Consider the following 13577-nt stretch of genomic DNA (forward strand, 5'->3'; position numbering starts at 1 on the left):
CTTTCGGTGGCCCTCCCTAACGGGCGAAGCTCGGTTCCGCCGCCTCCAGTCGCGGTGCCGCGACGCCCAGCCGGCGCGCTTCCGCGAGAGTGTCCCGGCAGACCTCCCGTGGCTCCTCGGCCTCGGGGTCGGAGTGCATCTCGAGGCTCAAGCGCGCCGGCGCGACATGAGCGGTCAGCCAGGCGAGCACTGAGGCCGTCAGCCAGGTCGGTGCGCGCATGGGCAGCACGCTGCCTCGATGGCGCCGCAGGTCGACACCGCGCGCCTCGAGGAGCGGCAGCAGCTCACGGCTGGCCAGCAGCGCTTCGCGCAGGTCGCGCCGCGCTCCGGCCAGGTCGGCCAGCGAACCCAGCCTCAGGCCCTGCGAGTGCACGCCGGCATCCGCCGCGAAATGGATCCACAACCAGCCGCGGAGGTCGGGCTGCTCCAGGATCCGGAACCCGGCCTCGCGAAACAGTTGGCGCACGGTCCGCTCGCGTTCGGTCGGGGGCGTGCCGAAGGTGCCGAGGATGACCGACGGCAGTATTACCGCGCGGAGCACGCCGTTCTCGCCGAAGCCGCCACCGGATTGCGGAAAGCCCCAGGCGACCTGGTCGGGGGGAAGCGTGCCGATCGCGTCCAGTGGCTCGGCCCAGACGTTGCTGAAGACCAGCACCAAAGCCTTGCCGATGCGCGGCGCCAGGAAGGCCGCCGCCTCCGCGAGGCGGTAGTGCTGCACGCTCAGCACGATCAGGTCGAAGTCGTGGTCCGGTTCCAGCTCCTCGCGGTAGCGCACCGGCCACTTCTCGACAACGCGCTGCCTCCACACCGGCCGCCGGGTGTCGAGCAGATCGAGGTCGACCGCCTCCCCGTACGCCGCCGCGCGGCCCGGCCGGACGTAGAACTCGACGTCGTGCCCGGCCCGTTCCAGGGCCCAGCCGTTCACGGTGGCGATCACGCCTCGTCCGAACATCAGGATCTTCATGCTGCACCTCGATGGGTTAGGCTCAAACTGGAGATCATCTCCAGTTCTAAAATATGGAGATTATCTCCATTTGTCAACGAGAGGTATCGCATGAACGCCGCCAAGCCGCTGCGGGCCGACGCCCGGCGCAACCGCGAGGCCCTGCTCGCCGCGGCCCGGGAGGTTCTCGACGCCGGGGACTTCTTCGACCTGCGCTTCGACGACTTCGCCGGGCTGGCCGGCGTGGGCACCGGCACGCTGTACCGCCACTTCCCCACTCGGGAGGCGCTGGCCGAGGCGGTCTACCACGAGGAGGTCGCCACGCTGAGCGACCGCGCCCGCGACCTGCGGGCCACGCTGCCCGCGGAGGAGGCCCTGGCGGCCTTCCTGCGCGGCATGGTCGACCACATGGATGCCTACCAGGGCCTCGCCCGGACGCTGGCCACGCTCATGGCCACCCGCTCGGGTGCGCTCGCCGACGGCGGTCAGGCACTGGAGGAGGCTGTCGGAGACCTGGTGGCCGACGCCGTGCGAGACGGTACCGTCCGCGCCGACGTGGACGCCGGTGCCGTCATGATGGTGCTGCACGGCATCGGCGCGGCCCACGACCACCGCCCCGACTGGCGAGCCGAGGCCGACGGAGTCATCACCCTCCTGCTGGACGGGCTGCGCCGGCAGCCTTCACCGAAATGCATCGAGGGCACCGCCTGAACGCAGAGTCAAGGTTGGGGCGCCGCATAGGTGCAGACGTGGTCGGTGGGTGGCGGAACTTGTCACGATGTAGCGGTCATGGCTAGTGCTCCGCCCCCGATACGTCGGCTCGGTAAGGCGGTTCAACGATGCCGATCAGGGTCATTGCCCGCCCGAAGCTTCATCTGGAGATGGTGGGGCGTGTCCGGCTCCAGGCGTCGTCGGTGGTGCAGCTGATGGCGAAGTCGGCGACGTCTTGCCGTGGGACGGCGATCCCGCCCGGTGGGTTGGAGCCGTCTTCGACTCGGAAGGTGCCGGTTGCGTCGTCGTCGGTGAGCCGTGCGGGGCGTACGAAGGTCCAGTCCAGGTCGCTGGCCTCGATGACTGCTTCCATGCGGCTCATGTCGTCATAGGTGTCCCGCATCACCGGGACGAGAAACGTGCGGTACCACCAGGGGTGGTTCGGGTCGTCGTCCCGCACACCGCTCGAGGTGATGCCGATGAACCGTCGTGGACCGGTTGTCGCGGTCGCGGTGACGATAGCGGTGCCGACGCTCTCGTACAGACCATTCGATGTGCGTCCGGACGGGCCGATCGCCGAGATGATGACGTCGCCAGGGCGAAGGATCCGCTGGAGGGATGCGGAGTCGCGGGCATCCGCGGCGGTGATGTCGAGGCCGGGGCGGGGTTCGATGCCTGCTCGCGCGGGTGACCGGACGACAGCAAGTGTCTTGTGGCCGGCGCGGAGGGCGGCGTCGAGGATGAGGCGGCCTGTGCGACCGCCGGCGCCGAGGACGGCGATACGCAAGGGTCCGTTCGACATGGGTGGGTTCTCCTTGTCTGTGATGGGCCTGTGGGTGGGTCTGTGATGTGGTTGGGTGCGTGGATCCTGGGTTTGCAGCTCGGGCCTTCCGGCGCTATTCCTCGATGTCGGCCGCCTTGCGCGGGAGCAGAGGGACGGCCAGGAGGCAGAGCGCGACGATGGCCAGGACGACGATCAAGGTGATGGTCATCGCCGAGATGCTTCCGGAGGCGACGATCAGATCCATGACATCGGCCAGGAGCACAACCATCAGGGTCAGCCAGAGTCCTCGCGTTCCCGTTGTCGGGGCGGGTGATGCGATGTGGGTCATGGCGGGGCTCCTCGATGACGATGGTGAACGAACACGATCGTAGCGAACATGTTCGTTACGATTGTGTTCGACGTTGCTATGATCTGGTTCATGCCTCGAACAGAACCCGTCAGCCGGCGGGAGCGGCCCGCCAAACCAGCACTCTCACGTGCGGCCATCGTGGATGCCGCGCTCCGCGTCATCGAGCGCGAGGGGGCTCACAAACTGACGATGCGCCGACTCGCCACCGAGCTGGACACCGGACCCGCCTCTCTGTACGTGTATGTGAAGAACACGACAGAGCTGAACGCGCAGCTCATCGACCGACTCCTCGCGGAGCTCGATCTGTCCTGGGACGGGGCCGAGTCGTGGCGCGAACGCTTGCACCGGGTCCTCTCGGACTACTCGGCCCTCCTGGCACGTCGCGCGGAACTGGCGAATGCAGCGCTGCATGTGTGGCCAGACGGCCCAAACTATCTCGACCTGGTCGAGCTGGTAGTGCGGCTGCTTCTCTCCGCCGGGGTGTCCGAGCAGACCGCGGCCCGCTCAGTCGACCTGCTCCTTCAGCATGCGACCGCCTCTGCGGCGGAGTGGACCGCCCATGCGCGCGAGGAGGGACAAGACATCGCCGACCTCACCGGCACGCTCGCCGGCGCGGACCCGACCAGGCACCCCACCCTGACAGCTCTCGGGGCATCCATCTTCACCGAAGGCAGCCACCTCGAGCGCAGCCGCTGGGCAATCGATACGTTGATCGACGGCATCCTCGCCGGCCCTGGTCGCCGGAGAGCGACAAAGCCCTGAGGGCCATGCCCGGCACCGAGCCCGTAAAGGCGTGTCCAATTCGTGTCACCCCAAGGGGTCACGAACTCGTTCCCTCTGGCACCGTTCACCATCCCCGAAGAAAAGCACGACCAGTGGCTGTGGGCCGTGCACGGCGAGCGCCTCGCCGACCAGTACACCGGCCTGGTCGGGGACATCGCGCACCTGGTCATCACCCACGCCCTACGGGGCCGCGACCTTCCGCTCGCCCGCCGGGCCTGCGAGACCTGGCGCGCCGCGGACCCGGGCTGCGAGGCCCTCGCCAAGGACCAGGCGCTCCTGGAGGTCGCCGACGACCACCCCGAGAAGGCCAAGGAGATCGCCGAGGAGCTCTGGACCCGGTTCGATGACGAGATCGCGCCCACCGAGCCCGGCGCACGGTCGGCGGCGATCGACGCCGCACATGCAGCCGCGAAGAAGGCGGCCTTGGCGGCGCAGAGCCACCAGGAATGACCTCCGTCAGCGCTGCCCGAGAAGGTCTCTCAGCCACGCGCGAATCGGCAACTGCCTGGCCTCGATGCTTCGCAAGTGAGGTGACCAAAGACATGGGAAAGGTGCTCTGACCTGCAAGGATGCTGTTGTCGAGACAGCATACGGAGCGCAGGATCGGAGCACCTTTCTGGTGGGCGAGGATGTCGCGTCGGACAACCGTTTGGTCGTCAGCCCGCCACGCGACCGGCCGAGCCCGTGATCGGCCGACTCCCGCCGGGCCGGGCCGTGCGGCGGCTCGGCCTGAGCGTCGGGGTCGCGGCGGGCACCGGGACCGCGTGCTGGTGAGCGCGGCGACTGTCGAATCCACGCTCAGCCCCCAGTCAATCAGGCCCGCACCGTCGGCCTGCGTGCGCAGCCGGTCGGCCAGCACGTCCCACGAACCGTCCAGCTGCCAGTCCCGGAACCGGGAATCCACGCTCGGCCAAGTCCGGTACTCGACCGGCACTGTCCCGCACGGGCAACCGGCGCCCTGGCCCTGGGAGACCGCCTGGGCCGACCTGTCCACCCGGGTCTGCGGACCGCCGCTCGCACCGACGTCCTGACCACCCCGCCGGAAACGGCACGACGCACCAACACCTGGAACGACCTGGCAGCGAGGCGAGGGACTCACCCATGCCCCTGCAATCGGCGATCCACCATCAGCGAACCCGCGGACTCAGACCCTGCCCATTCGTGGATCGAGGCATAGTTCCCCTACTCAAGCGAGAACCCGCCATCTCCAGTCGCGAGTGTGTACGCGACAGCTGCGACGACCGCGAGCACAGCAAGGATCAGCAACAATCCGAGGCCCTTGACGATGAATACGCTGAGATTCCACCTGCGCGCGCGGACGACTGTTCCCGCTGTCAGGTTCTTCGCCTTATCAACCGTCACCAGCCCATTGCGTGATTGTCGACCGGTCACTTCTACGACATCGCCGTTGTTGATCGAGCCGCCGCGGTAGTACTTAGCTCGCATCTCGACGGCCACCCTCGGCAGGGGTTTGCCTCCAGGACCGTAGCGTTCCAACCTGAAGTTCCAGACGAGTGTCTGTCGCTTCCTGAAGACGCCGGATTCGGTCCTTGGGACGTATCCAGAGACCTTCCCTTTGTATGTGGGCATTGAGATATCTCCTATAGCCGGGTTAGCGGTGAGCAGCAGCTCCTGCCGTGTCATGCGCAGCTGCGCCCGGGTCGTGGGTTCCCGGGTCGTGGGCGCCGGGGTCCTGTGACATGCCCGGGTCGTGGGTTCCTGGGTCGTGGGTTCCCGGGTCGTGGGCGCCGGGGTCCTGTGACATGCCCGGGTCGTGGGTTCCCGGGTCGTGAGCGCCGGGGTCCTGTGACATGCCCGGGTCGTGGGTTCCCGGGTCGTGAGCGCCGGGGTCCTGTGACATGCCCGGGTCGCCCGCCGGGTCGTGAGCGCCGGGGTCCTGTGACATGCCCGGGTCGCCCGCCGGGTCCGCGAGACTTTGAATGAATCCCTGGGCTGCATGTGCCGCGAGGTCTTGCTGAAAATGTGCCTGTTCCGCAGCAGTCGACACGGCGTCCTGCTCGGACGAGGCTGAAGATCGACGCATCGTGATCCCCTCTCCCATGGCCTAATGCGGGTGGAAACTCGCAGCACCCGGGTCGTGAGAGGCGTTCGGCTCCGACACGCTGGGATCGTGGGACGCGTTCGGCTCCGACACGCTGGGATCGTGGGACGCGTTCGGCTCCGACACGCTGGGATCGTGGGACGCGTTCGGCTCCGACACGCTGGGATCGTGGGACGCGTTCGGCTCCGAAATGCTGGGATCGTGGGACGCGTTCGGCCCCTGCGGGTATGCGGTGCTCGCCGTTACGACATGGTCAGCATCGACTGACGCGCCCTGAGGGAGAGACATGCCCGCACCCGACTCGGGAGTGCTCATTCCGCCGTCCCCGCCCGGGGTGTAATACCCGAACATGGTGTCGGCCACCGACCCAAGAGTGCCACCTATCATTCGGCCGAACTCTGAGCCGACCTGGCCGAGCACTTCCTCCCCTGCAGGCCCGAGCGCATAATGGCCGACGAGCTGGCCCACGGCATCCCCGGCATACTTGCCAAACTCTGCCCCAGTTTTCTCGAGACCGGGATCTTGGTACGTGGCGCCGGGCTCTGGCGGTTCACCGCGGCCGGTCGACGCTGCACCGTGGTTCTCGGCCTTGGGGCCCACACCGGGGAGAGGGCCCTGTGGCTGCACACTGGTCTGAGGCGGCTCGACCGATTTGTTTGGTTCTGCCATTGGTATGCCTCCCTCTTGTGGTTAGCGGAAGATCCTTAATTTGCCCTTCTCACAAGACGACCCTCACTGAAAGCTGAGTCGACCGCATTGAAGAACGGGGAGTCGCCTGGCCCCGGCTCGCTCAGGGCAAGACGGAGCCGGTCACGACCACGGAGTCGGCAGGTTGTTGGCGAATGCGCGCCGGGTCGCGACCAGCGGGGACGGGAACGTCACCACGAGGGTCGAGGCACCGCTGACGAGCGCGTTGTACACGTAGTCGCCCAGCGTCACGCCGCACCCCGTCCCGCTGGTGTTCAGGTTGCGGATCGTGACAACCGCCGCACCGGCGCCCGGGTTCGTGAACGACAGGCTGGTGATCATGACCTTGCCCGAGGTCAGCCCGGGCTTGATCAGCCCCGGGGTGAAGATCATGCGCGAGAACGCCGCGCCGGGGTTATAGGGAAGCACCGATCCGTCGACGGTCGGGGCGCCGGCGCCGGCACGCCGACCGTTGACGGATCGGTGCTTGCCGGTGTCGGCTGAGGCACACGAGTCGTTGTCACACGTGCCGGTGGTCAGTCGGCCCTGGGCCGTCACGTGCGCAACCCGGATGGAAATAGGTGGAGTCGGCCACACTGACCTTGGCCAGGCCGGCGGCGAAGCTGCCGACGGGGAAGGCGAGCACTGCGAGCCAGACAGCCACGACCATGGTCGTGATCTGACGGCCTGTCAGACGTCGGGACGTGGCGAACTCCTTGGGAGGCGATGGTGCACAGCATCATGGGCCAGTTGGCGAGTGAGCGCTTCGACCGATCAGGTGCGCTCTCAGCCCCAGTCTTGGGGGTTCCGAGTGAGGGGCCAAGCGGGCGTGTCACTGAGTGACACGTGTTAGGGCGAACGGGGTGCCAGCGCTGCGGCCGTGGGAACGTCCGCCGCGTTGCGCCGAACGGGCATGGCGTCGGCGACACGCAGCGCTGCGCGGATCAGGCTCTTGAGGTCGCCGCGCTGGACAGGGACAGTGACGCCGACCGCGGCTGGCTGTCCTTGTGGCCCGGTCAGGCGTACGGCGACGCAGCGCCAGCCAATCATGCTCTGTTCGGACTCGACGGCCGCCCCGAGGTCACGGGCCTGCCGGAGGATTCCGTCAAGCTCCGCCCGGGTGGCGGGAGAGTTCGGGGTCCAGCGCGGCAGACCGTTCCGGGTGGCCCGTTCGAGCAGGTCTGGACGGTCAAGCAGGAAGAGCCGGCCACCGGCGGTGTTGACCAGGCTTTCCAGCGACGGCGGCGGCCATCGGTCGAGGAACCGCGCGACCTCGTCGCTGCAGACGAGGTCGAACGGCTCTAGGGTCTTCACCTGCTCGCCCGCCAGGAGCCAAGCCACGCCCCCGAAAGTTGCGTTGAGTTCCACCAGGCTCTCGTGGACCTCGGCGAAGGCTTGGTGCAAGGCAGCCTTGCGTCCGAGCAGTTCGAGTGTGGGGCCTAACGTGTAGACGTTGTCCCGGCGCACCAGCACGCCGCGCGCGACCAGGTCCATGGCGATGCGGCGGACGGTCGGTTTGGGGATACCGGTCCCCTCCGCGAGCCTAGCCAGCGAGAGCCCGCAGCCGGTGGCCGCGACGCAATGAACGATGTCCAGCGCCCGACCAACCACTGCGCCGTCGTACATGCCGGTCCCCCTGCCGCCATGTCACCAAGTGACCCGAGAGGGCGGCTTCCGCCGCTGGTCGTCCCTAGCATGGCCAGCCGACCAAGTCGACCGCAACCGCGATCGGCAAGAGCCGTTCCGGCTACTCCTTCTTGGTCACCAGCTCCGAACCGAGGAAGGTCACGGTGCCGTCCGGCGTCTCGATCCACCAGTCCTTCCAGTGCTCCACGATCGTGCCACCCGGGCCGACCCAGCCTCCGCCACCCGGGAGCGTGCCATCCGGTACTCGCGTCGTCGGCGTGATGATGTCGACAGGAGACCCTCCCGTGACCGGCCCTGGTGTCGGCGGTGTGGGGACCTTGCTCATCGGCGGGCCGGGATCCGGCGCCGGTTGCGGGTGCACGGTTGTCGTGTCCTCACGAATGAGCTGACCGTTGTGATCCCAGACCTTGATGGTGGTCGTCATGGTGCCGTCAGGCGCTCGTCGCGTCTGAACCTGCGTTTGCTCGCCGGTCTGGGAGTCAGTGAGCTCCTCGAGATCCCACACGTCCCCGGACGGTGAGCCGTCCGGCATGACCGTCCAGGTAAGGAGCGCGATGCCAGTGCTCTGCCCGAGATCGATCTGCCGGCGAAGCTCCACCGTGCCCGATCCGTCACGCTCGTACTTCCATGTCGTCGTCTCCTGCGAGCTCGGGTGCAGGTGCACCACGTCAAACCGCCCGTCGGTGTGAAAGCGCGTGGACACGTGCGTGTCGTCCGGGTATCGGAGCTGCCCCTCGGTCGTCACGTCCCCATTCGGGAGCACCCTGATCACCTGCGCTGACACCGTGGTTCCGTCGTTCCACTTGACGACGATCTGCGACTCGACCGGCTTCCCGTTCGCGTCGTGGTAGACGTGTCTCGACTCCATGTACCCGTCGCCGGGGATCTGGATCGTCCATTCGTGCAGCTGTTCGCGCCCCATCGGGCACCTCCGATCGGCCGCGACGTCGCGCCCTGTTGTCGCCGACGTCGGGGCTGTTGGTCCGGCGGTTTGAGAGCCGGTCGCCGAGGCCGACGACGGCTCGGAGGCGTGCCTCGGCCGACCCCGGCGAGCACGCGTGTTACGGCAGGCCGAGCAATGGATCCTGAGCCGCCAGTCGCAATGAACTTCGGTGTGTGTCGATGCTCGCGCCCCTCCGGTGCGGGAACGAGCTGTGACCCTTATAGGGAGGGACGCCGACACCGGTTAGTACGCGCCATCGCGCTGAATCGGCCTGGGTCTGATGGAGGCATGATCTGAACCGTGGACGAGGGCGTCATGCCTGCATTCGGCGGCAGTAGGTGGCTCGTTTAGCGTAGCGGGTGGCGAGGGCGCAGAACTGCTCACCACTGCCGGCGTGGACCTATTCAACCCCGCGAAGGTACCCACCCAGCGGTACCGCTACCGCGGTGGCGCGATCCCGACGCCGTGGACCCAGCGACCCGAGACGGCCACCGCCTGAGGGACTCGTGGAGAGCCCGGTGCCGGGAAACTGGCACGCCGGGTTCGGGCGAGCGGCCAGGGGAAACGACCGACCGGAAACGGCGGAACCGCGCCCCTGGCCGACTCGTACAACCGGCTCCACTGGGTCCGCGACGTCACCTTCGACGAAGACCGTTCTCAGGCACGCGCCGGCAACCGACCCCGCGTCATGGCCTCGATCCGAAACGCCGCGATCGGAAATCCAACCCGGCCCGCCGACCTCATCCCCGACCCATGACTTTGCCGGAGCTCTGGCCGCCTGCCTGCCCGGCGGTGTGGTGCTTCTTCTCCGTCGTGGTGCTTGTCGGAGCTGGACGCCGGGCGGGTCACCGACTGTCAGTCGAGGCCTTCGACGATGCGGAAGTCGCGCTCGACGCCGTCAGCAAGTGTGGCCAGCGCCTCCTGGTATGCCTCGCTCTCGCGTGCCGCGAGGGCCTGTTCGAAGCTGTCGAACTCGATCAGGACGGTGAACTCGGCGATTCCGGCGTCGTGTGCGACGACCCGGCCGCCTCGGCTGAGGAGCCGCCCGCCCCCGGCCCGGACGGCCGGACCGGCCAGTTTGGTGTAGGCAGCCAGCTTCTCAGGGTCTGAAATGGTGCGGTAGACGCTGACCCAGTAGCCCTTGGGCACGAAACCTCCAGTATTCGATTCGCAATTCAGTACATTCGTACCCGACGGCGGGTCGCCGGGATGATCCGGAGCACGAGCTGGTCGGCTCCGACCCTGCGGTCGGATCCTAAGATCTGAACGCGTCCACCCCGGTGAGCTCTGCCGACAGCTCCCACAGGCGTGCCGCCTCCGCGGAGTCGATCGCGTGGGCATGCACGCCGCCAGCTTCGGTCGCTGGCCCGGCAATGTCGCAGTCCTCGCAGTACACGCCACCCATGCCGGCGAGCTGCGGCGAGGTCGCCGCCCACACCTGCGTCGCCGCGCCTTGCTCGAGGGTCTTGAATGTTGGGTCGGCCAGGTTGCCGTCGTCGTCGATCCAGCCCGCAGCAACCATCTCGTCCTTGGACAAGTGCCGTTGCAGGGGGGTGAGGATGGTACCGGGGTGTAGCGCGAACGCCCGCACGCCAGCGTCGCGGCCGAGCTTGTCGAGGTGCACGGCGAAGAGCACGTTAGCCGCCTTGGCCTGCCCGTACGCCTGCCAGCGGTCGTAATCCCTCGTGAACTGTACGTCGTGCCACCGGATGCCGGTAATGCCGTGGGCACCGGAGGACACGGCGACGACCCGGCCACGGGCGCGGGCGATCGCGGGCCAGAGCCGGTTGATCAGCGCGTAGTGGCCGAGGTGGTTGACGGCGAACTGCGCCTCCCAGCCTGGGCCGACCCGGGTCTCGGGGCAGGCCATGATGCCCGCGTTGTTGATGACGATGTCGGCCTCGCGGCCGGAGGCGACAAAGCGCTCGGCGAACCGGCGGACGCTGTCGAGGTCGGCCAGGTCGAGTGCGTCGATCTCGATGCCGCCGATGCCGCCGAGCTCGTGGCCTGCGAACTCGGGTCTCTTGGCGAGGACGACGACGCGAGCGCCGGCGCGGGCCAGTGCACGTGTCGTCACCAGGCCGAGGCCGGAGTATCCGCCGGTCACGATGGCCGTCTTGCCGGTCAGGTCGATCCCTCTGAGAACGTCATCGGTGGTGCTACGGGCGCCGAAACCCGAGCCGATCCCACGCTGCGGTGTGGTCATGGACCCGAAGCTAGATGCTCGACCGAGGTCTAGGTCAACGGCATACGCTCGGCGCATGACTGCAGCATCCAGCGAGCTGACTATCGGCCAGGTCTCCGCACGAACCGGCCTTGGTGTGCACACCTTGCGCCTGTACGAGCGCGAGGGCCTCTTGGCGGGCGAGGTGCGGCGCGACGGACGCGGCCGCCGCGTCTACTCGGCGTGGGACGTCGAGTGGCTGGAGTACTGCACGAGGTTCCGTGCATCGGGAATGCCGCTGGTGACGATCCGGCGCTTTGCCGAGCTGGTGCGGCAAGGGCCGGGCAACGAGCACATCCGGCTCGGGCTGCTGCACGAGCACAGGGACCTGGTGGTGGAGCGGATCGCGGAGCTGACCACCTGCCTCGAGGTGATCGGCTTCAAGATCGATATGTACGAGAAGCACCTGGCGCAAGACGGTACGGGCGACCTATGGAGCCCGCCTTGACGGTGCGCGTCCGACCGCGTCAGAGGACGGGCGCCTCCGCATCAGCCAGCAGCTCCGGGATGCGCGACGTCGTAGGCGCGGGAAACCTTCTGGGGCACGACCATGCGCCACGCGTCGACGACGAGCTCACGCGCCTCTTCTCGATCCAGCACGGCGAGGTCGGCGTGCACCCAGTTGAAGCGCATGTCCGACGCGGAGGGCAGCTGGAACTTGCGCGGGTCGCTCGCGACGAAGTCGGCCCGCTCCTCCTTGGGGAACGCGAAGTCCGACGAACCGTCAGCCACGATGACGGTTCGTCACCGCGTGTCGCGCACACGACGAACCTGCAACCACGAGGGAAAACAGGTCAGTGCGGCCGAGAGCGGGCGGATCGAACATCAATGCCTGGAGATTCTTTCCGGTGAGTTCACGAATTCTGACGGGCGTCTTGGCGGGAACTCGCGGTGGTAGGGCGCGTTGATCGTCGTTTCTTGTGTGGGTTCGGCCAACCCACCGCTGGCGGACGGATTGCCGTCAGGTGCAGAAGCCGTCCGGCAGCGTGGCTACCGCGGCTGTCATCTGCTCGATCGTGAGGCTGTCGACGACGATGAGCCGCGTGATCGTGACCGCGTAGTCCGGAGCGACCTCGGCCTGCAGGTCCTGCAGCAGGCGCGTCGTGTTGTAGAACGTGACCGGGACCGTGCGTGCTCCGTCGGAGACCTGGGCATCCCAGAAGACACTTTTGGGCTTCGACCTCCCAGGCGTACTGGGGGAAGTCGGTTGGTAGGCGAAGCTCGTGTGGCATGTCATCTCCGATCCGGTGCGGCGGGTCAGGGCCGCGACCGGGGCCGGGGCCGCTCCGGGGCGGGGGGTCGTTCGATGGTGGTGGCGTAGCGCAGTGCGGTGTCGATGGAGATGCCGAACAGGTCGCAGAGTCGTCGCACGGCGCCGCCGCTGGCGTGAGCCTCCGCGAGGATCCTGTCCTCGCGCAGCGCTCGAAGGTCGAGGTTGGTCTTGTGCCAGGGGAAGCTCTCGCTCGGGAGACGAGCCGTCCGGCGGTGAACTGGGTGGTGAGGAACAGGCGCGTGTTGTGCGAGTGCGGCCAGCGCCGGGCGCGGTGGTCGAGCCAGGGGGCCAGGCGGACCTTGACCGGTCTGCCCCTCGATACCGCTGCGGTCCGCGAAGCACTCAACTCCGAAGACCCAGCGATCGCCTTGGCGGTCGCGCTGGTCGCGTTCCACGCCCTCATCGGGCATCAGGTCCGCGACCTTCAGCTCACGGACATCGATCACAGCCGGGCCTTGGGTCAGTTCGAGGTCGGCCAGCACGTTCCGCACTCGCCTCCTCAGCGCGGGTGACCGCCCATGTGCATGTCGATGTCAGGGTCGGATAGATCGTCGCCCGTCCCGAGGTCGACGGTGGTGTCGGGCTCGATGTAGTTCTCAGGCGGCTCCGTCGGGTCGAGCTCGATGTACGTGCCGGTCTCGGTCGGTGGGTCGTCGAGCTCGATGTAGTTCTCAGGCGGCTCCGTCAGATCGTCGAGCTCGATGTAGGTAGCGTGCTCCTGGCTGGCGTCGTTCTCAGCCTCCACACGCAGCGGAGCGAGCCGGTCGAGAGCGTTGTGGTCGGACTTGTCCGTCGCACCGTCGTAGCGGGCGCCCGCCTCTTGTCCGGTTGGCGTCCCCTTGAGGATTGTGTTGTACACAGCGGGATCATGGGCGGTCAGCCTCGCTGCCTCGAAGTCGTGGGCGGTCAGGGGCGCTTCCGGTGGGACCACCTCGATGCCCCGCGGAAGTGAAGGCACCTCGATGCCGGCCCGCGTCATGAGATCGTGCGCCACGGTCAGGCAATGTCGCCCCAGTTCGTGTCGGCTCTTCGGGCGTCCCACGCTGTCCCGGGTCCGGCGTCCGGGACGTCCCGCTCGGCACCGCGTTCAGAGACGCACGCCGGTGAGCGGGCTTGGCCACGATCAGCTCGGCGAGGGTGTGCGTGGTGAGCAGCACCGAGACCGGCGCCA

General features: G+C 67.8%; 17 protein-coding genes. 4 read left to right on the top strand and 13 right to left on the bottom strand.

The annotated features are described in order from the left end of the window. Positions 1 to 16 precede the first annotated feature (16 nt). Positions 17 to 964, bottom strand: a complete 948-nt coding sequence (locus tag L1785_RS09130) for a ketopantoate reductase family protein (RefSeq protein WP_236088926.1) — start codon at positions 962 to 964, stop codon at positions 17 to 19. Between the two features lie 90 nt (positions 965 to 1054). On the opposite strand from L1785_RS09130, the gene L1785_RS09135 reads away from it, so the two are divergent. Beyond that, on the top strand, positions 1055 to 1654 hold the full coding sequence (locus L1785_RS09135; protein ID WP_236088927.1) for a TetR/AcrR family transcriptional regulator: 600 nt from the start codon (positions 1055 to 1057) through the stop codon (positions 1652 to 1654). 160 nt (positions 1655 to 1814) lie between these two features. Here L1785_RS09135 and L1785_RS09140 read toward each other — a convergent pair whose 3' ends face one another. Continuing rightward, on the bottom strand, positions 1815 to 2456 hold the full coding sequence (locus L1785_RS09140; RefSeq protein ID WP_236088928.1) for an NAD(P)-dependent oxidoreductase: 642 nt from the start codon (positions 2454 to 2456) through the stop codon (positions 1815 to 1817). A 94-nt stretch (positions 2457 to 2550) separates the two neighbouring features. Further along, positions 2551 to 2766: a hypothetical protein gene (locus tag L1785_RS09145; RefSeq protein WP_236088929.1), complete on the bottom strand. Its 216-nt coding sequence runs from the start codon at positions 2764 to 2766 to the stop codon at positions 2551 to 2553. A gap of 48 nt (positions 2767 to 2814) precedes the next feature. Between L1785_RS09145 and L1785_RS09150 the strand changes: the two genes are divergently transcribed. Both L1785_RS09150 and L1785_RS09155 read left to right on the top strand, forming a co-directional pair. Next, positions 2815 to 3549 carry a TetR/AcrR family transcriptional regulator gene (locus L1785_RS09150; RefSeq protein WP_236088930.1) on the top strand — a complete coding sequence of 245 codons (735 nt, stop codon included), beginning with the start codon at positions 2815 to 2817 and terminating at the stop codon, positions 3547 to 3549. 42 nt (positions 3550 to 3591) lie between these two features. Further along, a complete protein-coding gene (locus L1785_RS09155) occupies positions 3592 to 4020 on the top strand; it encodes a hypothetical protein (RefSeq protein WP_236088931.1) in 429 nt (142 codons plus the stop codon). 732 nt (positions 4021 to 4752) lie between these two features. Here the strand turns inward: L1785_RS09155 and L1785_RS09160 are convergent. From L1785_RS09160 to L1785_RS09190, 6 genes are all read right to left on the bottom strand, one after another. Further along, the gene (locus L1785_RS09160) at positions 4753 to 5214 is read right to left on the bottom strand and encodes a hypothetical protein (RefSeq protein ID WP_236088932.1); all 462 of its coding nucleotides are present in this window, start codon (positions 5212 to 5214) and stop codon (positions 4753 to 4755) included. Positions 5215 to 6442: 1228 nt separating this feature from the next. Next, on the bottom strand, positions 6443 to 6748 hold the full coding sequence (locus L1785_RS09165; protein ID WP_236088933.1) for a hypothetical protein: 306 nt from the start codon (positions 6746 to 6748) through the stop codon (positions 6443 to 6445). 420 nt (positions 6749 to 7168) lie between these two features. Then, positions 7169 to 7945 carry an IclR family transcriptional regulator gene (locus L1785_RS09170; RefSeq protein WP_236088934.1) on the bottom strand — a complete coding sequence of 259 codons (777 nt, stop codon included), beginning with the start codon at positions 7943 to 7945 and terminating at the stop codon, positions 7169 to 7171. 121 nt (positions 7946 to 8066) lie between these two features. Beyond that, positions 8067 to 8888, bottom strand: a complete 822-nt coding sequence (locus L1785_RS09175; protein ID WP_236088935.1) for a hypothetical protein — start codon at positions 8886 to 8888, stop codon at positions 8067 to 8069. An 876-nt stretch (positions 8889 to 9764) separates the two neighbouring features. Further along, positions 9765 to 10058, bottom strand: a complete 294-nt coding sequence (locus tag L1785_RS23205; RefSeq protein ID WP_236088936.1) for a DUF1330 domain-containing protein — start codon at positions 10056 to 10058, stop codon at positions 9765 to 9767. A gap of 106 nt (positions 10059 to 10164) precedes the next feature. Continuing rightward, a complete protein-coding gene (locus tag L1785_RS09190) occupies positions 10165 to 11115 on the bottom strand; it encodes an SDR family NAD(P)-dependent oxidoreductase (protein WP_236088937.1) in 951 nt (316 codons plus the stop codon). A gap of 55 nt (positions 11116 to 11170) precedes the next feature. Between L1785_RS09190 and L1785_RS09195 the strand changes: the two genes are divergently transcribed. Then, positions 11171 to 11581: a MerR family transcriptional regulator gene (locus L1785_RS09195; RefSeq protein ID WP_236088938.1), complete on the top strand. Its 411-nt coding sequence runs from the start codon at positions 11171 to 11173 to the stop codon at positions 11579 to 11581. A 41-nt stretch (positions 11582 to 11622) separates the two neighbouring features. On the opposite strand, the gene L1785_RS09200 is transcribed toward L1785_RS09195, so the two are convergent. From L1785_RS09200 to L1785_RS09215, 4 genes are all read right to left on the bottom strand, one after another. Further along, entirely contained in the window at positions 11623 to 11865 is a 243-nt protein-coding gene (locus tag L1785_RS09200) for a hypothetical protein (RefSeq protein ID WP_236088939.1), read from the bottom strand. Positions 11866 to 12094: 229 nt separating this feature from the next. After that, the gene (locus L1785_RS09205) at positions 12095 to 12370 is read right to left on the bottom strand and encodes a hypothetical protein (protein ID WP_236088940.1); all 276 of its coding nucleotides are present in this window, start codon (positions 12368 to 12370) and stop codon (positions 12095 to 12097) included. Between the two features lie 20 nt (positions 12371 to 12390). Next, entirely contained in the window at positions 12391 to 12897 is a 507-nt protein-coding gene (locus tag L1785_RS09210) for a hypothetical protein (protein ID WP_236088941.1), read from the bottom strand. A gap of 8 nt (positions 12898 to 12905) precedes the next feature. Further along, the gene (locus L1785_RS09215; RefSeq protein ID WP_236088942.1) at positions 12906 to 13265 is read right to left on the bottom strand and encodes a hypothetical protein; all 360 of its coding nucleotides are present in this window, start codon (positions 13263 to 13265) and stop codon (positions 12906 to 12908) included. Between the last annotated feature and the right edge of the window lie 312 nt (positions 13266 to 13577).

Origin of the sequence: Antribacter soli, from assembly GCF_021568775.1 — a bacterium.
Lineage (GTDB): Bacteria > Actinomycetota > Actinomycetes > Actinomycetales > Cellulomonadaceae > Antribacter > Antribacter soli.